General features: G+C 72.2%; 15 protein-coding genes. 2 read left to right on the top strand and 13 right to left on the bottom strand.

Features of this window, described 5'->3' with window-relative positions; translation table 11 throughout:
• Positions 1 to 173: 173 nt before the first annotated feature.
• From AB0O19_RS21780 to AB0O19_RS21765, 4 genes are all read right to left on the bottom strand, one after another.
• On the bottom strand, positions 174 to 2003 hold the full coding sequence (locus AB0O19_RS21780; RefSeq protein ID WP_363621533.1) for a glycoside hydrolase family 15 protein: 1830 nt from the start codon (positions 2001 to 2003) through the stop codon (positions 174 to 176).
• A 270-nt stretch (positions 2004 to 2273) separates the two neighbouring features.
• Positions 2274 to 3650: a M64 family metallopeptidase gene (locus AB0O19_RS21775; protein WP_363621531.1), complete on the bottom strand. Its 1377-nt coding sequence runs from the start codon at positions 3648 to 3650 to the stop codon at positions 2274 to 2276.
• A 159-nt stretch (positions 3651 to 3809) separates the two neighbouring features.
• Positions 3810 to 3977 (bottom strand): hypothetical protein, encoded by a 168-nt coding sequence (locus AB0O19_RS21770; RefSeq protein ID WP_363621529.1) that lies wholly within the window; start codon positions 3975 to 3977, stop codon positions 3810 to 3812.
• Complete coding sequence (locus tag AB0O19_RS21765) at positions 3974 to 5170, bottom strand: FAD-dependent monooxygenase (protein WP_363621526.1); 1197 nt, start codon at positions 5168 to 5170, stop codon at positions 3974 to 3976. The genes AB0O19_RS21770 and AB0O19_RS21765 overlap by 4 nt, the downstream gene beginning before the upstream one ends.
• A 178-nt stretch (positions 5171 to 5348) precedes the next feature.
• On the opposite strand from AB0O19_RS21765, the gene AB0O19_RS21760 reads away from it, so the two are divergent.
• Positions 5349 to 6068, top strand: a complete 720-nt coding sequence (locus tag AB0O19_RS21760) for a TetR family transcriptional regulator (protein ID WP_363621524.1) — start codon at positions 5349 to 5351, stop codon at positions 6066 to 6068.
• 139 nt (positions 6069 to 6207) lie between these two features.
• Here AB0O19_RS21760 and AB0O19_RS21755 read toward each other — a convergent pair whose 3' ends face one another.
• The 9 genes from AB0O19_RS21755 to AB0O19_RS21715 all read right to left on the bottom strand — a co-directional run bounded on the left by AB0O19_RS21755 (position 6208) and on the right by AB0O19_RS21715 (position 22249).
• Positions 6208 to 7527 (bottom strand): cation:proton antiporter, encoded by a 1320-nt coding sequence (locus tag AB0O19_RS21755; protein ID WP_363621522.1) that lies wholly within the window; start codon positions 7525 to 7527, stop codon positions 6208 to 6210.
• A gap of 149 nt (positions 7528 to 7676) precedes the next feature.
• Positions 7677 to 8849, bottom strand: a complete 1173-nt coding sequence (locus tag AB0O19_RS21750; protein WP_363588783.1) for a 4-hydroxybenzoate 3-monooxygenase — start codon at positions 8847 to 8849, stop codon at positions 7677 to 7679.
• A 225-nt stretch (positions 8850 to 9074) separates the two neighbouring features.
• Entirely contained in the window at positions 9075 to 9860 is a 786-nt protein-coding gene (locus AB0O19_RS21745; protein WP_363588785.1) for a helix-turn-helix transcriptional regulator, read from the bottom strand.
• A 323-nt stretch (positions 9861 to 10183) separates the two neighbouring features.
• A complete protein-coding gene (locus AB0O19_RS21740; RefSeq protein ID WP_063346317.1) occupies positions 10184 to 10408 on the bottom strand; it encodes a holin in 225 nt (74 codons plus the stop codon).
• Between the two features lie 195 nt (positions 10409 to 10603).
• The gene (locus AB0O19_RS21735; protein WP_363588788.1) at positions 10604 to 11299 is read right to left on the bottom strand and encodes a formyltransferase family protein; all 696 of its coding nucleotides are present in this window, start codon (positions 11297 to 11299) and stop codon (positions 10604 to 10606) included.
• A gap of 5 nt (positions 11300 to 11304) precedes the next feature.
• Positions 11305 to 12543 (bottom strand): cytochrome P450, encoded by a 1239-nt coding sequence (locus AB0O19_RS21730; RefSeq protein ID WP_363621520.1) that lies wholly within the window; start codon positions 12541 to 12543, stop codon positions 11305 to 11307.
• Positions 12540 to 14333 (bottom strand): type I polyketide synthase, encoded by a 1794-nt coding sequence (locus AB0O19_RS21725; protein WP_363621518.1) that lies wholly within the window; start codon positions 14331 to 14333, stop codon positions 12540 to 12542. The genes AB0O19_RS21730 and AB0O19_RS21725 overlap by 4 nt, the downstream gene beginning before the upstream one ends.
• A gap of 66 nt (positions 14334 to 14399) precedes the next feature.
• A complete protein-coding gene (locus AB0O19_RS21720; RefSeq protein ID WP_363621515.1) occupies positions 14400 to 16226 on the bottom strand; it encodes a non-ribosomal peptide synthetase in 1827 nt (608 codons plus the stop codon).
• The gene (locus tag AB0O19_RS21715; RefSeq protein ID WP_363621513.1) at positions 16223 to 22249 is read right to left on the bottom strand and encodes an acyltransferase domain-containing protein; all 6027 of its coding nucleotides are present in this window, start codon (positions 22247 to 22249) and stop codon (positions 16223 to 16225) included. Before AB0O19_RS21715 ends, AB0O19_RS21720 begins: the two co-directional genes overlap by 4 nt.
• Positions 22250 to 23033: 784 nt before the next feature.
• Here AB0O19_RS21715 and AB0O19_RS21710 point away from each other — a divergent pair.
• Positions 23034 to 24407 (top strand): MFS transporter, encoded by a 1374-nt coding sequence (locus AB0O19_RS21710; protein WP_363621511.1) that lies wholly within the window; start codon positions 23034 to 23036, stop codon positions 24405 to 24407.
• Positions 24408 to 24559 lie beyond the last annotated feature (152 nt).

Genomic DNA, 24559 nt, shown 5'->3' with positions numbered 1-24559 from the left:
TGCCGCCTGGGGCCGTCAACGGATGTGGGCCGACAAGATGTCGCCATTCACCTCAGCTCATCCGCGACCTGCTCGTTCCCGCCGAACGGAAACCGGACGGGAGCCGGACAGGAGCCGGACAGGAGCAGAAAGGGAGCCGAACAGGGTCTGGATTCAGCCGAATTGACGCAATCTCAGCCCAGTGCGCGGTCGAGGTTGAAGGCCGCGCTGATCAGCGACAGGTGGGTGAAGGCCTGCGGGAAGTTGCCGAGTTGCTCGCCGGTCGGGCCGATCTCCTCGGCGAACAGCCCGAGGTGGTTGGCGTAGGTGAGCATCTTCTCGAAGGCGAGCCGGGCCTCCTCCAGGCGACCGGCGCGGGCCAGTGCCTCCACGTACCAGAAGGAGCAGATCGAGAAGGTGCCCTCCGAGCCGCTCAGGCCGTCCGGACTGGTGGCCGGGTTGTAGCGGTAGACCAGGGAGTCGGAGACCAGGCCCTTGGTGAGCGCGTCCAGGGTGGAGAGCCACTTGGGGTCGGTGGGCGAGATGAACTTGGCCATCGGCATCATCAGCAGCGAGGCGTCCAGTTCGCCGTCGTCCAGGGACTGGACGAACGCGCCCAGCTCGCTCGACCAGCCGCGCCGCATGATCTGGTGGTAGATCGCGTCCCGGGTCTGCCGCCAGCGGGGCAGGTCGGCCGGCAGGCCGCGGCGGTTCGCCATCCGGATCGCCCGCTCCAGCGCCACCCAGCACATCAGCCGCGAGTACACGTAGTTCCTGCGGCCCCCGCGGGTCTCCCAGATGCCCTCGTCGGGCTGGTCCCAGTGCTCGCAGAGCCAGTCCGCCACCATGCCGACGTCCTCCCAGCCGTCGCTGCTGATCGGCTGACCCCACTTGTCGTACAGGTAGATGGAGTCGATCATGGCTCCGTAGATGTCCAGCTGGAGCTGGCCGGTGGCGGCGTTGCCGACCCGCACGGGTGCGGAGCCCAAGTGGCCCTCCAGGTGCGGCAGCGCGTACTCGGGCAGTTCGGTGCGCCCGTCGATGCCGTACATGATCTGCAACGGGCCGTTCGCGGCGGTGTCGCGCATGCGCTCGAAGAGGAAGCCCATGAACGCCTCGGCCTCCGAGGTGAACCCGAGGCGCAGCATCGCGTAGACGCAGAAGGCGGCGTCGCGGACCCACATGTACCGGTAGTCCCAGTTGCGCTCGCCGCCGACCTGCTCGGGCAGGCTGGTGGTGGGTGCGGCGACGATCGCGCCGGTCGGCGCGTAGGTGAGCAGCTTGAGCAGCAGGGCGGAGCGGTGGACCATCTCCCGCCACCGCCCCTGGTAGCGCGACCCGGCCAGCCAGTGGCGCCAGAACCGGACGGTCGCCTCGAACTGCTCCTCCGCCTCGGCGCGCGGACACGACCGGGCCGGGACGTCGTCGCCGATCTGGTCGAGGGCGAACACGACGGAGTCGCCCTCCAGGAGCTTGAAGTGCGACCACACGTCCAGTCCGTCGGTCTCCAGCGGCGCGGTGGCGGTCAGCGCGAGCGTGAGCGACGGGGAGCGGAAGACCGCGACGTGGCCTTCGAGGGACACGGTGTGCGCCTCGGCGCCGTAGCCGAAGCGCGGGGCGATCCGCGCCCGGAACGGGAGGATTCCCCGGACACAGACCAGCCGGCGGATCAGCCGGTGCCGGGCGGCCTCGGGCGACTCGTCGGCCACGGGCATGAAGTCCTGGATCTCCGCCACGCCGTCCGCGGCGAAGAAGCGCGTGATCAGCACGTTCGTGTCGGGGAAGTAGAACTGCCGGGTGCGGGTCGGGACGTCCGCGGCCAGCTCGAACGATCCGCCCCGGTCCGCGTCGAGGATGGCCCCGAACACGCTGGGCGCGTCGAAGCGCGGACAGCAGTACCAGTCGATGGTGCCGTTCGTGCCGACCAGGGCGGTCGTCCGGAGGTCGCCGATCAGGCCGTGCTCGGAGATCGGCAGGTACCGGCCGCTGTCCGCCTGCTCGAACCCCGTCGTGTCGAACGCCATGCCGACCTCCCCGCCGCTGTGGCGCGGGCTTGGAGACGAAGCCTTCCCAGCCATGGTAGATCGCCGTCGGCATGAAGGCCGGGCCGAGCACCGGCCGGGCCTCGCGGGCCCCTGCCGGTGCGGGCCCGGCCGGGGCGACCTCCGGCCGGTGCGGCTTCCGCCGTGGGCGCGGCCCCTCCCGTCCCGGCCGGGCACGAGGGGCCGGACACGACGGGCCGGGCACGAGGGGCCGGACACGACGGGCCGGGCACGAGGGGCCACGCCCCGTGGTCAGCGGGTGACGCTCCAGACCAGGCTGCGGGTCAGCGCCGGGGTCAGGGCCGGGTCGATGACGGCCGAGGTGGGGTCGTTCGCGACGGCCTTGAGTTCGTGGGCGGCGGGCTTGGGGCCGGTGGGGCCGAGGTCGGAGACGGCGATCGTCTTGCGGTCGCGCAGGGCCGTCACCTCCTTGCCGTCGAGGTACCACCGCAGCTTGGTGCCGGAGACCGGGAGGTCGACGGTGAGGCGGTCGGTCGCGGTCAGCCGGGTGGTGACGGGCGTGGCGCTGGAGAGGGTGGAGGCGCGCCGGTAGAAGCCGGCGATCATCGCCTCGCGGCCGGGGAGGTTGAACTCGCGGCCGAGCGAGCGCATCACCGAGTTGTCGGTCGGCCGGTTGAGGCCGGACGGGTAGTTGCTGGCGCCCTGGTAGGCACCGACCTTGCCGCCGTCGGGCGAGGTCTTGCCGAGCCAGCGGTACCACTTGGTCTTGTCCTGGCGCATCCGGTCGGCGCTCAGGGTGGTGATGTTGGGCTGCCCGGGCTCCGCGCCCTGGTAGGGCCCGGCCCCATCGGCCCAGTACTCGTCCGCGAGCTTGCCCAGCGAGTGGCCGGTCTCGTGCACCGCTATCTGGCCGGACGCGCCGTTGCCGCCCGCCACGGTGGCGATGCCCTCGTACCCGAGCGGCGACTGGGTGCTGCCGTAGCCGGCGCCGCCGTACTTGGCGGTGTTGGCGACGACGATCACGAGGTCGGCCTGCGGGGCCTTCGCGGCGTAGGCGTCGACGGCCTTGACGTCCACGCACAGCAGCCGCTCGATGGAGTTGCACCAGAAGTGCGAGCCGAGTGCGGTCTTGCGGACGGTGTTCTGCTTCGGGTCCCCGGAGACCCCCGACTGTGCGGAGACCGCGCCCACGGCCCACACGTTGAACAGCTTGCGGTAGGTGGCGTAGGGCTCGACGGCGCTGATGTCCTTCCACTTCGCCGCGGCGTCCTTGCGGAACTTGTCCTGCTCCGAGGCCGTGTAGCCGTCGCCGATCATGACCACGTCCAGCTTGCTGTCCGTGCTCCCGTTGTTGACGACCTTCGTGACGGCGCCGTCCCCGGCAGCGGCCCCGGCGGCGTCCACGCTCATGGACTGCTCGGCGACGAAGGGGGACGCCGAAGGGACCTTGGTCCGGCTGATGGCGCCGTCCTCGGCGAAGACCTCGACGTCCTGGTCGCCCGGGAAGGCGCCCGGGAAGGCGTCCGGGAAGGCGGTGACGGCGGCCGGGTCGGACGGGACGTCGACCGGCTCGGACGGGGCGGCGACCGCCGGGCCGACGCCGACGGCGAGGGCCGCCAGCGTCGTGACGCCGGCCAGGAGGACCGAGGTGAACCTGCTGTTGCGCAAAGGAGTTTCTCCGAAATCGATGGGCAGCGAGGGCCGGTGACGAGCTTTCCGGGACATGACGCGCGGTGCCGCACGGTCCCGCGCCGTGACACCGCCACCCCTCGCCAACACGGCGGCACCAGGCCCGAGCTGACTGGGCGACATCGCCCGGTCGCCACCTCACCGGTGGATACGGCCGGTCCCCCACGAACGGTTCACACCGGCTGCCGCCATGGTGGTGACGGCGTCCTCGAAGTGGTCGACGACGGCCAGGCGGCCGGAGATGTCCACTCGTACGACGCCGCCTGCGCGCAGCCGGCCGAACGAGGGAAGCCCGGGCCCAGTCATGAGTAATCCCCGGGTGTGGCACGGGACTTGAGCACACTCTCGGCCCGGGCTGTCGCGAGTACGGCCGGCGACAGCCGAGTGGCCAGGTTCCTGGCCAGGATGCCGCCGCGGCCGGCCGGGACGAGCAGCGCGAAGGCCGCTCGTACGGACTGCCGGGCCTGGTCCACCAGCCCCCGGTGCGCGGCCTCGTAGCGGGCCAGGGCCGCGCGGTGGTCGGCGGGATCGGCGGCCAGGGCATCGGCCAGGCCGTAGGCGCCCGCCATGGCCAGGCTGGAGCCGCCGCCGAAGAGCGACACGCAGGACGCGGCGTCGCCGAGCAGCGCGACCCGGCCCCGCGACCACCGCGGCAGCCGGACCTGGCTCACCGCGTCGACGTACAGTTCCTCGCTCTCGCGCACCTGCGCCAGCACCTCGGGCGCGCGCCAGCCCATCCGGGCGAACGCGGCGGTCAGCAGTCGCCGGTGCTGCTCGGTGTCGCGGTGGTCGAAGTCCGGCACGGCGGCGGACCGGATCATGAACGCGGCCAGCGGCCTGCCGCATCCGGGATGCACGCAGAGGGCGCGGCCCGGCGCGTTGTGGATCGCCACTTCCCGCAGGTCGCCCGCCGCCCCGGCCAACGGCATGGTGGCCACGTACATCCCCAGGTGGCGGACGAACCCGGGTTCCGGGCCGAAGGCCAGCCGGCGGACGGCCGAGTGCAGGCCGTCGGCGCCGACCACCAGGGCGAAGCGGCGGGGGCGGCCGTACTCGAAGGTGACGTCGACACCCGCCTCGTCCTGGCTCAGGCTCGCGATCGAGTCGCCGAACACGAACTCGGCGTCGTCCCGGCTCGCTTCGTGGACGATCGCGGCGAGATCGCCGCGCGGCAGCTCGACCGTGTCGGCCCGGGCCGCGCCCGACAGGCCCCGCAGGTCGATCCTGCCCACCCGGCGGCCCGCGCCGTTGTAGAAGCCCACACCGGTCACCTGGGTGGCGGCCGCACGGAGGCGGTCCCTGATCCCCATCCGCTCGGCGACCTCCATCGCGCGACCGGCGACATCGACCGGGCTGCCGCTGGAGCGTACGGCCGCGGCCCGCTCGACCACGGTCGGCTGGAAGCCGTGGCGGGCCAACCAGTGGGCGAGCGTCGGTCCGGCGATGCCGGCCCCGGAGATCAGCACGGTGCGATCGGCCGTCTTGGTCGAGGCGTTCATGGACGCTCCTTCTGTCATCGCCTGATCGCGTGTCATCGCCTGATCGCGGTCAGGCCGACTCGCGGCAGCCGTCGCCGGTCAGCGGTCGCGCCGGCGCTCCCGGACTGACCATCGGTCAGTAATTCGACGCTACGCCCTGACCGCCGGTCAGGCAAGGGACAGAGACTAGGCTCCCCCCATGACTGCCGAGAACCCCGACACCCGGGCACGGATCCTCGCGGTGGCCCTGGAGGAGTTCGCCGCGCACGGCTACCACGCCACCTCGGTACGCGGGATCGCCGAACGGGTGGACGTGACGAAGGCCGCGGTGCTGTACCACTTTCCCAGCAAGGCGGACATCCTCGGCGCGCTGATCGAACCGATGCTGGACGACCTGGACGCCGCGCTGGCACCCACCGACCCGCCGGATCCGGCCGCAGCCCGCTGGGCGACGATCGAGGGGCTGCTCGACGTCTGGCTGCGCCACCGCGACCTGCTGCGGATGAGCCTGTACGACGCGGCGCCGGGCCTCTCGGGCCCGGGCTTCACGCGGTTCCGCGACGGGATGATGCGTGCGAACGTCCTGGTGGCGGGGCCCCGCCCGGACTTCGTCGCCCGGGTGCGCGCCGCCCAGACGATCGCCATGCTCTCCGACCCGGTGATCCTGCTCGCCGACGCCCCGCCCGAGGACCTGCGCGCCTGCGTCCTGGCCGGGGTGCACCGGCTGCTGGACGGCCCCGAACCGCCCGCCGCCGGCCCCGGCCGCGTCGGCGGTGAGCGGCGCGGCCGACCGAGCGCGATGAGCCCGGCGATGGTCGACACCGCCCGGCGCCTGCACGCGGCCGGCCGCACCGCCGAGCAGATCGCGGCGGCACTCGGAGTCTCCCGGGCGACGGTCTACCGCCACCTGCCGACGTAGCCGGAGACACGAGAACGGCCGCCAGACAACGGCTAATAATGAGACTTCATTGAGACACCGGAGGTCATCTCAGCGGTGATGCCGGTCAGACAGGCGCAGGAAGTCTCCACCCCGCCGGCGCCCCGGGTCTCACGGTGCGTCACGCGCCGCTGGCCTCCTCGATGCCCGATCTCGTGGCGGCGTCCTGCTGTTGACGGGGCAGAGCGACGGCGCCGACCGGGGAAGCGGCATCAGGAGCACGGATGAGGCGCCGCACGAGCGGGTTGACGGGCAGGGTCGCGGCGAAGGCGGTGACGAGGAGAACGGTGAACAGCCGGTCGCCGATGATGCCGAGGTCACGGCCCAGGGTCAGGATGAGGACCTCGCCGAGGCCCTTGGTGTTGAGCAGGACCGCCACCGTCGTGGCCTCACCGCGCGGCACGCCGATCAGCCGGGCACCCAGTCTGGCGCCGGCGAACTTGCCGCCCCACGTGACGACCAGGAACACCACCACCGCGACCAGGCTTCCGGAACCCAGCCCGCCGATGTCCACGGACAGCCCGGTGAGCGCGAAGAAGACCGGCACCAGCAGCGCCCCCGCGTGGCGCATCGGCGCCTCGACGGCGTGCCGCAGTTCCTCGGCGGCGTCGCGCGGCATGGCCAGCCCGAAGGCGAAGGCGCCGATCACGGCGTGCATGCCGAGCCACGAGGTGGTCCACGCGGACAGCAGGATCCCGCTGCCGAGGGTCAGCAGGACGAGCAGGGGATGTCCGTCGGCGCGGGCCGGCCGGCGCAGCAGGCGTCGCAGCAGCGGGCGGATCACGAAGGCCATCGCCGCCGCGTAGCAGGCGAGTTCGGCGAGCGAGAGGAGGACGTGGTCCGAGCCGCTGCTTCGGGCCACGGAGGCGATGCAGGCGACGCCGCACCAGGCGGTGATCTCGGTGAGCGCCCCGCAGGCCGTGGCCATGGCCCCGGTGCGGGTCGCCTGCAGCTGGTTCTCCCCCACGATGCGCGCGAGCACCGACAGCGCGCTGGCGGACAGCGCGATGCCCAGGAACACGGCCAGCAGCACGGGGGACGTCTCCGTACCGATGAGGCGGGGCCACCTGGCCACGAGGACGACCGCCAGGGCGACCGCGAGGGCGAAGGGCACGGCGACGGAGGCCGCGGTGACCGCCACCACGGTGCGGACCCGCCCGTTCAGCTGCTTCAGGTCGAGCTCCCACCCGACGGCGAACATGAAGAGCGCGATGCCCAGTTGGGCGATCACCGAGAGGTGCTCACGGACCTGGGGCGGGAAGAGGACGTGCGGGAGGTCGCCCGGCAGCAGCCCGAGGACGCTCGGCCCCAGGATCACCCCGACCGCGATCTCGCCGACCACCACCGGTTGGCGCAGGCGGGTGCGCAGCGGCGACAGGGCGAGCCCGATCAGCAGGATGGTCGCGATGTCGGCGAGCACGGTCGAGGAGGAGCCTTCCATGGTCGTGCGCCTTCCTGGGAACGGGGACGTGCGCGGCCCGGGGGCGCGGCCCCTGCATTATCGGGAAGGGCCCGTTCGTCGACGTAGCGTTCCCTGCGTGTCGCGGGCGCGCGGCTCCTCCCCCGCGCCCCGACCCGGACCTTCACGCCCTAGTTGGTGCCGGCGGTCAGCTCGCTGAACAGTTTGTTTGCCGACTCGGAGGCGAACTGGCGCTGGAGCTCGGCGCGGGCGATCTGCTTCTTGAACTCGCCCTCGTAGCCGGTGAAGCCCGCGTTGTGCATGGTGTCGGTGATCCACGTGGCGAACGCCTGGTAGTTCCAGATGTGTGGCAGGCAGGTCTGCGAGTAGCTGTCGAGGAGGCCGGAGTCGCCCTCCTTGGCGTGGCGGATCACTGCGCGGGCGAAGACCTCGGTGTCGTGCAGAGCGAGGTGGATGCCCTTGGCGCTCATCGGCGGCACGATGTGCGCGGCGTCGCCCAGGAGGTAGAGGCTGCCGTAGCTCATCGGGTCGAACACCACACTGCGCAGCGGAACGATCTGCTTGGACAGGATCTGCCCGCGCGAGGGCGGCGTGCCGAAGCGGGCCTCCAGCTCGCTCCAGATCCGCTCGTCCGGCCACTGCTCGGGGGTGTCGTCGACCGCGCACTGCAAGTAGATCCGGCTGGCTTCGGGGCCGCGGGGGATCATCCCGGCCAGTCCCAGTTCGTGGATCGCCATGCCCGAGGGCTTGGTCTCGGTGGCGGCCAGGACGCTGAGCCAGGAGTAGCCGTACTCGTGGGAGTACTCGGTCAGCGCGGAGGCGGGGATGGAGCGGCGGGAGACGCCGTGGAAGCCGTCGCAGCCGGCGATGAAGTCGCAGTCGACGGCTCGCGCCGCACCGTCGGCGTCCCGGTAGCGCACCACGGGGTGGCCCTGGGTGAGGTTTTCCAGGGTGACGTCTGCGGCTTCGTAGCGCAGGTCACCGCCCTCGCGGAGGAAGACCTCGGTGAGGTTGCGCACCAGGACCTGCTGCGGGCAGTACAGGCTCTCGTTGTTGTCCTCGTCCACGTCGATCGGCATCGCGTGGCCGTCGATGTAGAAGCCGCCCTCGCTGTACGGGATGGGGTCGCCTGCGAGGACCTCCTCCAGGCCCCATTCGCGGAGGAGGCGCACGCCGAAGGTGTCGATCGTTCCGGCGCGCTGGCGCTTCTCGACGTAGGCGCGAGGGTGCTTCTCCAGCACGACGCAGTCGACGCCGTTGCGCAGCAGGAAGTTGCCGAGAGTCAGACCGGCGACGCCGGCCCCGATGATGACGACGGCCGTGTCGTCGTGTGTCTCAGTCATGCGTGCGAGCCCTTCATGATCCGTGCAGTGGTCGGTACGCGCCGAGCGCGTACGTCGCGGCGGCGGCCGTGAGGTCGGAGGGCCGGCGCTCGCTCGCTGTCCACTATGGAAGACCCGGCGGGCCGCGAACCACTGGTAAGTCGACACCCGATACCGGAAACCCGCCAAGCTGGCTCTGGCGTCGCGCGCTGTGCACCTGACCAGCGCGAACCGCCCGGGTGGGGGCTAGCGCGCGTGGAAGCGCAGGCCGGCCTGATAGCGGCCGGGGGTCTGGCCGACGACTTCGGTGAAGGCGTCGATGAAGGTGGACGGATTGGACCATCCGCACGCGACCGTGGTCTCCGTCACCGTCATCCCGTCGGTCAGGTGCGCCAAGGCGTGGTGGATGCGCAGCGTGGTCCGCCAGCGGTGGAAGCTCATGCTCAGCTCGGCGTGGAACAGGCGGCTGAGCGTGCGCTCGCTGGCTCCCACCGCCTGGCCGAGCTCGGCCAGGGTGCAAGGCCGGGCGGGGTCCGCGCGCAGCAGGTCGGTGGCGGCGCGCAGCCGGTCGTCGCTCGCTTCGGGAAGGTGGAGGGAGGTCTCGGCGGCGTCGGCCAACTCGTCCACGATCACGGCGAGCAGGCGCCGGTGGGCGCCAGGCCGCCGTTCTGGCTCGTCGGTGAGCGCCAGAAGGGCCTCGCGCAGCAACGGGCTTACCGCGAAGACGCTGGGGTGATCGATGAGCACGGCGCACAAGTCGAGTGGGACGGACACCAGCCGTACGTCGGTCTGCCCGTAGAAGCGGTGCGAGTGGGCAAAGCGCGGAGGCGTCCAGGTGATCCGGTCCGCCGGGGCGACCCACGTGCCGCGCTCCGTCGCCGTGACCAAGGCGCCGGCGGCGGCGTAGACCAGCTGACCGTGGACGTGGCTGTGTGGATCGAGCTGAAAGCCGTGCGGCAGCCAGGCACCGCCTTTCAGGATCTCCTCGTCTGCATCGGCGGGCAGCGGTGAAGTATGGCGGGTTGTCGGCATCGGGCGTCAGTTTACCGGTGGTCTCGCGCAGAGCGTCGCGCCGACAGTGGTCGCATGACCACGGTGACGCTCAAGTCCCGTCCCCGGTGGAGGTAGCGGCGGCCTCCCGGATCCAGCGCCCGCGCAAGCGGCGGATGCTGTCGTTGACCGTGCAGGGAAGCGAGCAGCCCAGTCCGCATTTCATGACCGTCACGCTCGGCGGCGAGGACGTCCAGCACCTGGAGCGGGCAGGCTTTGTCGCCTTCCCCGCCGCCGTATGGGGCGCCTTTGTCGCGGCCGTTCGCGAGGGCGAGTTCCCGGCTTGGCGCACCCGGCCGGGCCGGTCACTCGTGGGGGCGGGCCAGCAGGGCTGCCGAGTTCGGGTCGCCGACGAAGGTCGCGGCCACTCCCTTGACCACGGCCAGCGCGGCCGGCAGTGCCGCCACGGCCGCCGCCTTGAACGCGCCGATCGACGTCAGGTCGAATCCGTCCGCCAGCAGCAGGCCGAGGAACGCCACGGCGTAGGTGGCGACGGTGCGTTCGGCCAGGTCGATGATGAACTTCCGCATGGTCGGGACTCCTTCGCGGTGAAGGTGCAGAGGTACGCGGGGGGCGCTCGGAATCGCCGTCCCTGGTGTACACGTTCACGCTGTCGAGTTCCGACGACGGGCTCGGCGGCCAGTCCGGTGCCGGGTTCACCCACCGGCCCGGTGCCCCGCACACGTGTGGTGTGCGGGGCACCGGTTCCAGAGGCCACTTGGCCGTCACCCTTCGTGCAGGGCCCACTTGCTGCTGTCGACCTGCACCGTTCCGGGCAGCGCGATGAGTTCGGGCTTGAACAGCGGTGGCGCGCCCATCGCGGGCTCCCAGGTGGCCAGCTTCTCGTCCTGCGGAACCTCGATCCGCCGGTCCGCGGTGAGGTCGGTGACCACCTTCAGGAGCAGTCGCACGCCGAGCGGCGCCAGGTGGTCGCGCCAGAGGCTCTGCGCGGTCGAGCCCGGGGGCACGAACAGGTGCTCCTGGGCGGCGAGCGGGCCCGCGTCGGTGCGCTCGGTGAGGTGGTAGACGCTTCCGCCCGTCACCTTGTCGCCGTCGCGGATCGTCCACCGGATGGCGTCCCGGCCGCGGTGCAGCGGCAGCAGGCTGGGGTGGTAACCGATGGTGGCGACGGCGGCCCGGGCGCGGGTCTGGCGGCCGAGGAAGGCGTGCGAGTGCGCGGCGACGATGATGTCCACCCCGTCCGGGATGTGCCGCGCGCGCAGTTCGGCCGAGTCCGTCCACGGGACGTCCTTGTGGTACGCCCAGGAGCGCAGGCGGTCCCAGCACATCGCGTCGCCCTCGTCGGACTTCCCCTTGCGCAGCCGGGGGGCGGCCGCGCCGACGATCTTGTGCCCGTCGTCCGACAGGGCTTCCGCGACCGCGACCGCGAATCCCCCTTGTCCTGACATGTAGATGTTCATCCGGATCAGTCGACCTCTTTCAGTCCGCGGTGGTCGGGCTCGAACCGCACCGGCATCGTGGAGAACCCGGTCAGGAAGTTGGACCGGATCCGCAGCGCCTCCTCGGTCTGCTCGAACCCGGTGGTGAAGTCCCGCAGGGCCGTGAGCAGTTCGGCGATCTCCACCTTGGCCAGGTACGAGCCGACGCAGAAGTGCGGACCGTAGCCGAAGGCCAGGTGCTTGTTGGGGGTGCGGCCGAGGTCGAACACCCCGGGCCGCGCGAAGACCCGTTCGTCCCGGTTGCCGGAGGCGTGCCAGAGCGTGACGATGTCGCCCGGGCGCAGCCGTACGCCGTGCAGTTCGGTCTCCCGTACGGCGCTGCGCCCGAAGTGCATCGTGGGCGAGGCCCAGCGCAGCACCTCGTCCACGGCGGTCTCGACCGCGACCTCGCCGTGCTTGAACCGCCGCCACTGCTCGGGCCGGGCGGCGAGCGTGTGGACGCAGTCGATCATCGTCAGCCGGCTGGTCTCGTCGCCGCCGATGATCAGGCTGTAGCAGTTGAGCACGACGTCCTCGTCGGACAGCGGCACACCGTCGATGGAGCTGCCGATCAGCATGCTGATCACGTCGTCGCCCGGGGACTCGCGCCGCTCCTCGACGACGTCCAGGAAGTACATCAGGATCTCGTTGCGGGCCATCTCGGAGTCGACCTCGTCGACGTCCTCGTCCTCGGCCGACAGCGCGGTCTTGGTCAGGCTGAGCAGGTAGTCCCGGTCCTGCTCGGGCACGCCGAGCAGGTTCGAGATCGTGGTCATCGGGATCCGGCCGGCGATCTCCTCGGCGAACTCGCAGCCGCCGGACTCGACCGCCTCGCGGATCCACTGCCGGGTGTTGACCCGGACCGTCCGCGCGACCTCGTCGAGCACCCTCGGCGAGAGCACCCGCTGGAGGATCTTGCGCAGTTCGTGGTGCCGGGGCCCGTCGGTGACGGCCAGCATCCGGCCGGCCCCGGCGTCGCCGCCCTCCAGGAGCGTGACGAGCACGTTGCCGCGCTCGGACGTGAAGTTCGCGTTGTCCCGGTAGGTGGCCATGATGTCGTCGTGGCGGGAGAGCACCCAGAACCCCCGGCGGCCGTCGACGGGCGGGTTCCAGTGCATCGGGGCGGTGTCCCGCAGGGTGCGCCAGAACCCGTCGAGGTCGTGGTCCGCGAAGGTGGCCGGGTCGCCCAGGTCCACGGTGTCCGGTGCCGGCGTGCTCATGGTCACCAGTCCGTGCGCCAGAACCGGCGCGGCTGGAACGGGTAGGTGGGCAGCGGCACGCGGCGGCTGGCCTCCCCCAGGTGCAGGGCCTCGAAGTCCACCTGCTGGCCGGTCACCCAGGCGGCGGCCAGCTCGGACAGCGCCCGCGCGTCCTGGCCGGACGGCACGATCCCGTTGTCGTTGCGGGAGAAGCGGGAGAAGGAGCCCGGGTCGGTCTGCGGGGCGGCGGCGGTCGTGGTGGCGGGGCCGCGGGCGGCGTCGTCGGACAGCGCCGCGATCAGCTCCGCGCGGCTGCGGACCACGGCCGCCCAGCGGCGGGCCATCACCTTGCGGCCGAGGTTGAGGCTGAAGCAGACGTCGTCCAGGCGCAGGTCGGGGTCGGCCTCCAGCCGGTCCTTGAGCCGCGCGCGCTGGCGGGCCAGCGCGTCGTCGTCCAGGGCGGACAGGGTGGCCAGCCTCGGCCGGCCCTCGTCCTCGGGGGCGCGCCCGGCGGCCGCCGGGGCCTCCTCCAGCAGCAGGTGCGCGTTGTAGCCGCCGCCACCGATCGAGGTGATGCCCGCGCGGCGGATGCCGGCCTCCGGCTCCCAGTGCGCCCCTTCGACCTGCGGCACGAAGGGGGTGCTGGGGAAGTCGAGGTCCTGGTTGACCTCGGTCAGGTTGATCGTCGCCGGGAGCGTCTTGTGGTGCAGCGCCAGCGCGGCCTTGATCGCGCCGAAGCCGCCCGAGACCACGCCGCCGTGGCCGACGTTGCCCTTGACCCCGCCGATCGAGGTGGTCGCGGTCTGCTTCCCGAACGCCATGGTCGCCGCGTGCACTTCGAGCTCGTCGGTCATCGGCAGGCCGAGGCCGTTGGCCTCGTACATGGACACCGTGTCCGGGGTGACGCCGCCGACCTCCATGGCGTTGGCGATGCAGGCGCTCAGCCGCTCGGGCTGGGCCAGGCCGTACGCCATCGCGCTGACGCCGTTGTTGTTGACGGCCGAACCCTTGACCACGGCGTAGATGTGGTCGCGGTCGGCGACGGCGTGGCCCAGCGGCTTCAGCAGCACGGTGACGACCCCGCTGGACAGCGCGGTGCCGGTGCCGTTGGCGTCGAACGGGCGGCAGTGGCCGTCCTTCGACAGGATGCGGTTCTCCTCCCACAGGTGGCCGCGCGGGTGCGGCAGGCGGACCATCGCGCCGCCGGCGATCGCCAGGTCGGTCTGGCCGAGCAGCAGCGACTGACAGGCCAGGTGCACCGCGTAGTGGAAGCCCGCGCAGACGGCGGCGACGGTGACGGCCTCACCGATGAGCCCCATGTAGTACAGCGCGTTGGAGGTCATGGTGTCCGGCGACCACGCCAGGCTGGCCTCGATCGCCTCGGGGCCGACCGACACCCGGTCCGGCGGGGAGCTGTAGAGCGCGGCGGTCTGCGGGTTGTTGGCGCCGTACATGCCGATCTCGGCCCTGAGCCGGTCCGGGTCGTAGCCGCCGTCCTCCAGCGTCTCCCAGGCGCTCTCCAGGAACAGCCGGTTCTCCGGGGTCATCGCGGCCGCCATCCGGTCGCTGATGCCGAACACCGACGGGTCGAACTTGTCGTACGTGTCGAGCACGCCGCAGGCCCGCACGTAGAACGGGCTGTGGATCAGGGTCTCGTCGACGTGGATGTCGTCCTTGGCCAGGAACGACACGGACTCCCGGCCGTGGACGAGGTTGTCCCAGAACTGCTCCTTGGTGCGGGCTCCGGGCGCCCGCAGGGACATGCCGATGACGGCCACGTCGCCCGGGTCGTACTCCTGCTCGGGGTTGTCGGTCATGGGGAGGCTCCTGCTTCGTTTCGAGTGAGGGTGACTCAGCGGCCGCTGTACGCAGACGCCGGCGGCTCAGCGGCCGGTGGCGCCGCCGCGGCCGCGCAGCGCGGCCCGGCGGGTGTTGGCACGCGCACGGGCGGACTGGACCGCCTCGGGGGTGGCGCCGCTCTCGTCGTCGAGCCAGCGGGCGAGGGAGGAGATGTCGCGGAAGCTGAAGAGGTCGGGCACCCGGACGCGGCGGTCGAAGCGCCGGGTCATCAGCCGGGCGAGGCGGATGAGCAGCAGGGAGTCCCCGCCGAGGTCGTAGAAGGCGGACTGCACGTCGATGCTCGACGGTTCGAGGTCGAGCAGCTGGCCCCAGATCTCCGACAGGGCCACCTCGGTCGGCGTGCCGGCGGCCGTCAGGGGCCCGCCGCTGTCGGCGGCCGGCGGCTCGGGCAGCGCGTTGCGGTCGAGCTTGCCGCCCGGCCCCAGCGGCAGGGCGGCGAGGACCACGAGCGTCGCGGGCACCATGTAGTCGGGCAGTTCGACGGCGAGCCTGCCGGTGACGGCGCTCTGGAGCGCGGCGTCCAGCCGGGGGCCGCCTTGCGGCGCGTCGTCGCCCGCGGGCACGACGTAGCCGACGAGCCGGTTGCCCCGGACGACGGCGGCGGCCTCCCGGACTTCGGGGCAGCCGGTCAGCCGGGCCTCGACCTCCTCCAGCTCGATGCGGTAGCCACGCAGCTTGACCTGGTGGTCGGTGCGGCCGAGGAAGCGGAGTTCTCCGCCGTCGGTGAACTTGACGACGTCCCCGGTGCGGTACATCCGCTCGCCGTTGCGGAACGGGTCCGGCACGAAGCGTTCGGCCGTGGTGCGCGGCCGGTTGACGTAGCCGTGCGCGAGGCCGGCGCCGCCGAGGTAGAGCTCGCCGGACTCACCGGCCGGGAGCGGCTTCAGCTGCTCGTCGAGCACGTAGACCCGGTCGCTGGTCGTCGGCGGGCCGATCGTCGGTTCGTCGGTCCCGTCCTCGGGCACCGGCCCGAACGAGCAGAAGACCGTCCCCTCGGTGGGGCCGTAGGCGTTGAACACCCGGTCGGCGCCGGTCTCCCGGTAGGTGCGGTCCACCAGCTTGCGGCGCAGGGCCTCGCCGCCGAACACGACCGTGCGCACGTTCGGCGGCAGGGCTCCGGCGTCGAGCAGGCTGTTCATGACCGAGGGGACGACGTTCAGGTGGGTGATCCGGTCGGCGTACCGGCTCTCCGGCAGGTGCACGGCGCTCTCGACGAGCACGACGGCGCCGCCGCGGCACAGCGCGTTGAAGATCTCCATCACGGACAGGTCGAAGCAGACCGAGCTCGCCGCCGAGACTCCGCTCAGGTCGCAGCCGTCGAGGACCCGGTCCATCTCGGCGAGCATCGCCACGCAGCCGCCGTGCCGGACGGCCACGCCCTTGGGCCTGCCGGTGGAGCCCGAGGTGTAGATGACGTACGCGGTGTCGCCGGGCACGACCGCGACGGGCTTCGCGCCGGGCTCGGTCGTCACGCTCTCCCCCAGCACGACGACGGTCGGTCCGGGCGGGCAACTGGCCCGGGACGCGGGGGTGGTGAGCAGCAGGCGGGTCCCGCTGTCCTGGACCATGAAGGTCAGCCGGTCGGCGGGGTAGTTCGGGTCCAGCGGCAGGTAGCAGGATCCGGCGCGCAGGGCCGCCAGGATGCCGACGAGCAGGTCGGGGGTGCGCTCGACGCAGATGCCGACCGGGACGCCGGGGCCCGCGCCGTCGGCGACCAGCCGTTCGGCCAACTCCCGGGAGCGCTCGTTCAGTTCGCCGTAGGTCAGGACGCCGGCGTCGGAGTAGACGGCGGTCGCGTCGGGGTTCTTGAGGGCCTGCTCGACGAACGCGGAGTGCAGGGTTTCGGTCACCGGTCCGTCTCCTCGGGGAGGCCGGTCGGCGCGAAGTCGCCGATGGCCCGGTCGGGTTGGGCGATCGCGTCGAAGAGCACGGTGCGGTACAGCGCGAGCAGTGCCGTCACGGTCTGCCTTTCCAGGTAGCTCGGTTTGAACTGGACGTGGCCGGCCACCTCGCCGTCGATGTCGGCCATCGAGATCTCAAGGTCGAACTTGGCGAGGTGCCTGCGCACCTGAAGCGGTTCGAGCGGCAGCGCGCCGTCGGGCGTGATGGTGTCGCCGATGCCGTGGAAGAGCTTGACGGACCGGGGGAACGCGTCCGAGGACAGCCAGTTGACGACCACGTCGAACCACGGGGAGCGGCCCTCGGCCCTCGGCGGCCGCAGCTGGGAGGCCAGCAGGTCGAGGGGGTAGTTCATGTGCTCCAGGAGGCCGAGCGAGAAGGCGTGGACCTCGCGCAGCAGCTCGCGGAAGCTGCGGTCACCGGCGGGGTTCGCCCGCACCAGCACGGTGTTGAGGTAGTAGCCGATGGCGGATTCCCAGCCGGGTTCGGCGCGTTGGGCGATGGCGGTGGCCAGTACGGCGTCCTCGGTGCCGACCGCGCGGTTGAGCGTGGCGAAGAACCCGGCCAGCACGACGGTGCTGATCGACACGCCTTCGCGCACCGCGAACTCCCGCAGCAGGCGGGTCTCTTCGGCGCTCCAGCGGAAGGCGAGGTCGCGGCCCTCGTAGGTGACGCCCGGCGGCCGCTCCTTGGTGGACAGGTCGAGGTGGGCGGGCGGGTCGGCCAGCTTCCGCGACCACCAGTCCAGGGCCGCGCCGGCCGCCGGGCCGGCCAGCCACTGCCGTTCCCACGCGACGAACTCCGTGTACGGGGCGACCGGCGCGCTGTCGGCGGGGTCGGCGCCCTCGTAGTACTCCTGGAGTTCGCGGATCATGACGTCGGCCGACGCCGCGTCCGACGCGATGTGGTGGACGAGCACCAGCAGGTAGTGGTCCGCCGGTCCGCGCGTCATGAGGACGATCCGCACCAGCGGCCCGTTGTCCAGGTCGAGCGGCTCGTGCCCGTAGCGGGCCAGTTCCTCGCGGGCCTGTTCGTCGTCCAGGTCGGTGCCGTCCGCCACGACGAACTCGTACACCGGTTCGTCCAGGATGACCTGGTACGGGCTGCCGCCCGCCTCCACGAAGAGGGTGCGCAGGGCGGGGTGGCGCTCCATCACGGCCCGTACGGCGCGGTCCAGGGCCTTCTCGTCGACGGCGGCCCGGATCCGGGCGGTCACCATGAAGTTGTAGGGCACGGCGTCCGGCGCGACCATCTGCATGAACCACAGCGAGGCCTGGCCGTGCGAGGCCGGTGCCAGTGCGAGGCCGAGGCCGTCGGCGCGCAGCTGGTCCAGGGCCGGTGCGTCGGTGGCCTCCAGCAGTCCGCGCGCGTCCAGTTCGTCCACCAGCTCCTCGGCGTCCAGTTCGGACAGCTCGTCGAGGTACGTCCGGTCCGGCTCGGCCTCGGGGGCCGAGACGGGGGCGGGGGCGGGGGCCGAGGCGGGGGCGGCCGGCGGTACGGGCGGTGCCGTCGCGGGCGCGGCCGGTCCGGCGGTGAGCTCGACGAAGTGGCCGACGACCTCGGAGATGGACCGGCCGTCCAGGAACACCACCGGCGACACCCGGTGCCCGAACAGCGACTGCAGCCTGTTGACGAGGCGGATCGCCAGCATCGAGTCGAGGCCGAAGTCGAGCATGCTGGCGTTCACGTCGAACCTGCTCACCGGCACGCCCAGCGCGTCGGCGAGCTCGGCGAGGACGACCTCCGCCACCGGCCGGATCTCCGTCGGCTGCTCCTCCTCCACCACACGGGCCACGGGCGCGGCCGCGGCTTCGACGGCCGGGGCCGGCGCCCGGACGGGGCGGGGCTCGGTGTCGATCCAGTAGCGGTCCTTCTGCCACTGGACGAGCGGCGTCTCCACGACCTCGACGTCGTCGGCGAACAGCGGGTCGAAGGTCAGCGGCAGGCCCCTGACGTACAACGACGCGGCGGCGCCCAGCAGGCAGCGGACGTCGCTCTCGTCGCGCCGCAGGGAGTTGATCGCGTGCACCTGGGCGCCACGGGTCAGCGCGATCTCCTCGACCGCGCCGCGCAGCGTCTCGTGCGGGCCGATCTCGATGAAGGTGCCGACGCCCTGGTCGACCAGCGCGCCGATCGTCTCGGCGAACCGGACCTGGTTGCGCAGGTTGTGCACCCAGTAGTCGACGTCGGCGACCGGGTTCACCGTGTCGGCCAGTGCCGTGGAGTGGAAGTCGATGCCGGGCGTCAGCGGGGTGATGCCGTCGATGCCCGCGCGCAGCGGCTGGAGCAGCGGGTCCATGCCGGGGCTGTGCACCGGCCGTTCGACCCGGATCCGCCGGGTCGAGATCCCGTCCCGCTTGAGGTCGGCCTCCAGGGCGTCGACGGCTTCGGGCGAGCCGGAGACCGCCGCGCTGGTGGGGCTGTTGACCACGGCGACGGCCGCGTGCGCGGCGTAGGGGGCGAGCCGCGGCAGCAGCTCCGCCTCCGGCAGGTCGACCGAGATCATGGCGCCCGCGGCGGCCTTGCGCTCCAGCAGGTGCGACCGGGCGACCACCACGCGGGCGGCGTCCTCCAGCGACAGCGCGCCGGCCACGCAGGCGGCCGCGACCTCGCCCAGGCTGTGCCCGACGACGGCGGTCGGCTGGATGCCGAGTCCGAGCCAGACCTTCGCCAGCGAGACCTGGAGGGCGAACAGCACCGGCTGCTGGAAGTCCATCTCCTCGTACCCGGCCTCGTCGGCCGGGGCGGCGAGCCGGTCGAGCACCGAGCAGCCGCCGGCCGCGCGCACGGCGGCGTCGCAGGCGTTCATCCAGGTGCGGAAGCCGGCGTGCGAGCGCAGGAGTTCGCGGCCCATGCCGACCCACTGGGTGCCGCCGCCGGAGAACACCAGCGCGACCCGCCGGTCGACGGTGCCGGAGACCGTGCCCGTGACGACGTCGGGGTGCGGCTGGCCGGCGGCGACCCTGGCGAGGCCGTCCAGGACGTCCTGCCGGTTGCGGGCGAACAGGGCGATCCGGTGGTTGTGGTGGGTGCGCCTGGCGGCGAGCGTGTAGGCGAGGTCGGAGACCCGCAGGCCCGCGTCGCGTTCGACGTGGTTGGACAGCTCGCGGCAGGTGTCGGCCAGCGCGCCGGCCGTACGGGCGGTGACGGGGACGAGGTGCACCTGCTCGTCGGCGGCGGCGTCGCTCCGGCCGGGCGTGACGTGCCGCCCGCGGTCGCCCGCGAGGAAGGGGTGGGCCGGGACGGGGAGGCCGGCGGTGTACAGGGCGCCGAGCGAGCCGAGCAGGGTCGAGGCCTCGTCGGCGCCGCGGCGCAGCGAGGGCAGGGTGGTCGCCGTCAGGATCTCCGACACCGACTTGAGCAGGACGGGGTGCGGGCTGATCTCGATCACCGCGTCGACGTCGTGGTCGCGCAGCTTCGTCAGGGCGTCGACCACCCGGATCTCCCGGCGCAGGTTGTCCGCCCAGTAGTCCGGCCCGAGTTCGGCACCGTCGACGCGTTCGCCGGTGACCGTCGAGATCATCGGGATGCGGGTGGTCCGGGGCCTGATGCCGTCGAGTTCGACCTTCAGCGGGGCGAGGACGTGGTCGACCAGCGGGGAGTGCGGGGCGTGGCCCATCCGGACCCGGTGGTTGGTGACGCCCGCCGCGGTCAGCCGCCGGACGAGGTCGTCGATCTCCTGCGGTGTGCCGGTGACCAGGGTGGAGTTCAGGCCGTTGTGGCCGGAGACGGTGAGCCGGCCGGTCAGGTACGGCCCGACCTCGTCGGCGGCGGTCATCACCACGATGCCCTCGCCGCGCCCCACGGCGAGCTGCTGGAGGAGCCGGCCGTGGTGGGCGGCCAGGCGGGAGGCGTCGTCGAAGTCGAGCGCGCCGGCGATGTGGGAGGCGGCGAACTCGCCGACGCTCTGCCCCACGACGACGTCCGGCTCCACCCCCAGCGAGCGCCAGGCTTCGGCCAGCGCGACCTGGAGGGAGAACAGCAGCGGCTGGAAGACGTCCATGTCGTCGATGCGGCCGTCCGGGGACATCAGCTGCTCGACGAGCGAGAAGCCCAGCAGTTCCCGCATCCGCCGGTCGGACTTCATCATGGACCGGCGGAACACGGGCATTCCGGCGAGCAGTTGCCGGCCCATGCCCACCCACTGCGAGCCGTTGCCCGAGAACAGGAAGGCCACCCGCGGCCTGCGTCCGGTCCGCTCCCCGACGCTCAGCCCGGCGGCCGTCGCCCCGCTGCCGAAGGCGTCCAGCTGGGAGCGGAGTTCGGGCATGTCGCGGGCGGTGGCCGCGAGCCGGAACGGGCCGTCGCCGGGCGTCCGGCGGCAGAGCGCGCGCAGGTCGCTCTCGTCGCGCAGCGCCCGGGCCCGCTCGGCCAGCGCCTCCCGGGAGTCCGCGGCCAGCAGGAGCAGCGAGCTCTCGGGGCGCGGCAGTTCCTCGACGGCGACGTGACAGATCGCGCCGCCGAACCCGAACGAGCTGACGCCGCCCCGGCGGGCGTCGGAGCGTCGCGGCCACGGCGCCAGCCGGTCCTGGACGGTGAGGTTGTACTCGTCGAACATGATCTGCGGGTTCGGCGCGCTGTAGTGCAGGCTCGGCGGCAGCACGCCGTTGCGCATCGACATCGCGAGTTTGACCAGGCCGACGATGCCGGCGGCCGCCTCCAGGTGCCCGACGTTGGACTTGACGGACCCGAGCCGCAGCGGCTCCGTACGGCCGCCGCCCAGCACCGCGCCGATGGCGTTGGCCTCGATCGGGTCGCCGAGGGGTGTCGCGGAGCCGTGGCACTCGACGTAGTCCACGAGGTGCGGGGCGATGCCCGCCCGCTGGTACGCGGTGCGGAGCATCTTCTCCTGCGCCTGGGGGTTCGGCGCCGTCATGCCGTTGCTCAGACCGTCGTTGTTGGAGGAACTGCCCTTGATCAGGCAGTACACCGGCAGGTCGCGTTCCAGTGCCACGCTCAGCGGGGCGAGCACGACGACGCCGGCGCCCTCGCCGCGGACGTAGCCGTTGGCGCGGGCGTCGAAGGACTTGCAGCGGCCGTCCGGGGCGAGCGCGCCCATCGCGTCCATGGCGGTGTAGTAGTCGGAGACGAAGCTCAGGTTCACGCCGCCGGCCAGCACCAGGTCGCTCTCGCCCAGCCAGATCGACTGGCAGCCCACGTGCACCGAGACCAGCGATCCGGCGCAGGCGGCGTCGATGGCCATGCTCGGGCCCTGGAGGCCGAGGACGTAGGAGACCCGGTTGGCGATGATGCCGTCGTGCATGCCGGTCGCGGTGTGCGGGGTGATCTGGGTGTCGGGGCCGCGGTAGTGCGCCAGGGCGGCGTAGTCGCCCCAACAGGAGGCCATGAACACGCCGGTGTCGCTGTCGACCAGGCTGTGGGGCGCGATGCCCGCGTCCTCCAGCGCCTCCCAGGACAGCTCCAGGATCAGGCGCTGCTGGGGGTCCATCTGGACGGCTTCGCGGGGCGAGATGCCGAAGAACAGCGGATCGAACCGGTCGATGCCGTCGATGAAGCCGCCCCAGCGCACCCTGTCGTTCAGCAGCTCGCGTCGCGCGGCCGGTACCGGCCCGACGGCGTCGCCGCCCTCGACCAGCAGCTGCCAGAACGACGACGGGTCCGGCCCGCCGGGGAACCGGCAGCCGATGCCCACGATCGCGACGGGCTCGTGCGAGGGCGGTCGGCGGCGCTCGGCACTCGGGGCGGGCTCCGCGGCACGCGGACCGTCGACGAGCGCACGCGCCAGCCCGTCGACGGTCGGGTACTGCCACATCCAGGTGGCCGGGACCTGCCAGCCGAGGAACTCGGACAGCGAGGCCGCGAGCGTCACCGATCTCAGCGAGTCCAGTCCGTACCGGTGCAGCGGCGCCGAGCGGTCCACCGCGCTCGCGGACACGTCCAACAGCTCGACGACACGGGAAAGCAGGAAATCCGTTACGGCGGAAATGTCTCGCGCTGCGCGCTCTCGGGGCACGGCGACTCCCTCAACAGGGCGGATGGAATGGACGGGTGGAGCTTCACGGCCGACCGGTCGGGGGGGTTCGGTCCGCACCCGGGCAGCCGGACACGGGGGCGGCTCATGACGCGGAGGGTCCCCTTCGCCGCATCAAGTACCTGGGTGGAGCCGACGGTCGGCATGCGGATGGGATCGGCGTTTCCGATCTCCGCGTTCACAGCGAGTGAGAACTCCCGTTCGTGTACCGCTGTTTCGGCTGGCGGCGCAGCTCGCTCACCGCGGGAGAAATCACGGGCATCTCTGGGTCACATCGGTCCGCGGGTGCATCGACGACAGGATCGCGTACGCGGATTCTTCACCTGCGCGGCTACTGTCGATGGGCTCCAAGGTCCATTTGGTCAAGCGCGACGAGTATGCTGATTGAGGCAAAATGGATCGTCAGTGCTAATCCGACCGGCGGACAGCAGAGTGCCAGTTTGTTAATGGTGAGACAAGCGCCATTCGAGGGCCGGTTGAGGCAGTGGCGAGATTTGATCTCCAAGTGTCCGGTTCGAGTTGGAGCTGTCGGCGGTCCGAAATGGCGCCTCGACTCAGCAGCGCCCCCGCGTCACCCCGCCCCGGCCGGGATAGGCGCACGACCCCGCGAAAGGCGCGCTCCACCGGCACGCGATTGGGGTAGACAGCGACTGAGCGCCCCATGCAAGCTGACCCCCATGGCAGTTGAGAATCTTGATTCGGCGTCAGTCGATGCCGACCGTTCCTTAGCCGGTCCCACCGGCCGCGACGTCGACGGCAGGCCCGCATGACCGACGCCACCGATACCACCGACAGCACCGGCACCGCGGTCAAGCCGGCGCTCCGGCCGGGACTGGCACTCGGCGTCCTGGCCGGGGCGCTCGCCCTGGACGTGAGCGGTCTCGGAGTCCTCAACGCCGCCCTGCCGTCGGTCGGAGCGCGCTTCGACCTGGACGAGACCACGCTCCAGTGGGTCATGACCGCCTACGCCGTCACGTTCGCCGGCTTCCTGCTGGTGGGCGGCCGACTGGCCGACGTCCTCGGCCGGCGGCGGGTGTTCGAGGTCGGGGTCGCCCTGTTCACCGTGTCCGCGCTGGTCGGGGCGCTGGCCCCGGACACCGCGGTGCTGCTGGGTGCGCGCGCCGCCCAGGGCATCGGCGCCGCCCTGTCCGGGCCGGCCGCGCTGGCCCTGCTCACCCAGACGTTTCCGGCCGGTCCGGCGCGCAACCGGGCCTTCAGCGTGTACGCGGCGGTCGGCGCCGCGAGCTTCAGCGGCGGGGTGCTGCTGGGCGGCGTACTGACCCAGTTCTTCGGCTGGCGTTCGGTGCTGTGGTTCTCGGTGCTGCTGGGGCTCGCCGTGCTGGCCGCGACCCGCGCCGGACTGCCCGGTGGCGCCGGGCACAGCGGCCGGCTGGACCTGCCCGGCGCGATCACGGGCACGCTCGGACTCACCCTGCTCGTCGTCGGCGTGAGCAGCGACGGCGCGACGGCGTGGATCGTCCTCGGCGCCGCGGTGGCCTTCCTGGTGCTGTTCCTCGTGCGCGAGCACCGCACCGCCGACCCGGTGCTTCCGCTCGGCCTCTTCCGGATCAGGTCGGTCCGGGCCGCGAGCCTGGCCGCCTTCCTCCAGTACATGGGATCGGTCGGGCTGCTGTTCTTCGCGCCGCTGTACCTCCAGGGGATGCTGGACTACTCCCCCTTCGAGTCCGGTCTCGCGCTGGTGCCGATGTCCCTGGCCGTGTTCCTCACCGCCAACTTCGCCACCGGACGCCTGCTGGCCCGGTTCACCCCGCGCACGCTGATGGCGGTCGGCCTCGTCCTGATCGGCGGGGGTGCCGCACTGTGGCTGGGCACACCGCACGACGGCGGCTACGTGCAGTACGTGCTGCCCGGCCTGGTGCTCAGCGGCATCGGCCAGGGGCTGAACTTCCCCTCGATGACGTCCGCCGGGCTCACCGGAGTCCCGGCGCGGCAGCACGCCGTCGCCGGGGCGGTGAACGTCGTGGCGCAGCAGATCGGCGCCAGTGCGGGCGTCGCGGTGATGGTCCTGGTCGCCGCGACCGGCACGGACCAGCTCGCCGGCTACCACCTCGCCTACCTCACCGCCGCCGGCGCGTGCGTCCTCGGTGCGGCGGTCATCGCCGTACGACGGCAGGCCTGAGGGGCCCGGCCTGCCGGCTCCCGGGGTTCGGGGTTCGGGGTTCGGGGTTCGGGCGAGATCATGCGGAAGGGCGGCGGCCTGCACCACGTGGTGCAGCCTGGTGCTGGTCCCCACCCGCGAGCTCGCGCAGCAGGTCACCGAGGCGCTCACCC

This window comes from Kitasatospora sp. NPDC091276 (assembly GCF_040684355.1).
GTDB lineage: Bacteria > Actinomycetota > Actinomycetes > Streptomycetales > Streptomycetaceae > Kitasatospora.
Note: the sequence above shows the minus strand (reverse complement) of the source record. Positions and strands in the feature narration are given on the sequence as shown.

Bases quoted from the DNA above. Each gene is read 5' to 3' on its own strand.
- AB0O19_RS21780 (WP_363621533.1), bottom strand. From the start codon at position 2,003: ATGGCGTTCGACACGACGGGGTTCGAGCAGGCGGACAGCGGCCGGTAC.
- AB0O19_RS21770 (WP_363621529.1), bottom strand. From the start codon at position 3,977: ATGACTGGGCCCGGGCTTCCCTCGTTCGGCCGGCTGCGCGCAGGCGGC.
- AB0O19_RS21765 (WP_363621526.1), bottom strand. From the start codon at position 5,170: ATGAACGCCTCGACCAAGACGGCCGATCGCACCGTGCTGATCTCCGGG.
- AB0O19_RS21760 (WP_363621524.1), top strand. From the start codon at position 5,349: ATGACTGCCGAGAACCCCGACACCCGGGCACGGATCCTCGCGGTGGCC.
- AB0O19_RS21755 (WP_363621522.1), bottom strand. From the start codon at position 7,527: ATGGAAGGCTCCTCCTCGACCGTGCTCGCCGACATCGCGACCATCCTG.
- AB0O19_RS21750 (WP_363588783.1), bottom strand. From the start codon at position 8,849: ATGACTGAGACACACGACGACACGGCCGTCGTCATCATCGGGGCCGGC.
- AB0O19_RS21745 (WP_363588785.1), bottom strand. From the start codon at position 9,860: ATGCCGACAACCCGCCATACTTCACCGCTGCCCGCCGATGCAGACGAG.
- AB0O19_RS21740 (WP_063346317.1), bottom strand. From the start codon at position 10,408: ATGCGGAAGTTCATCATCGACCTGGCCGAACGCACCGTCGCCACCTAC.
- AB0O19_RS21735 (WP_363588788.1), bottom strand. From the start codon at position 11,299: ATGAACATCTACATGTCAGGACAAGGGGGATTCGCGGTCGCGGTCGCG.
- AB0O19_RS21725 (WP_363621518.1), bottom strand. From the start codon at position 14,333: ATGACCGACAACCCCGAGCAGGAGTACGACCCGGGCGACGTGGCCGTC.
- AB0O19_RS21710 (WP_363621511.1), top strand. From the start codon at position 23,034: ATGACCGACGCCACCGATACCACCGACAGCACCGGCACCGCGGTCAAG.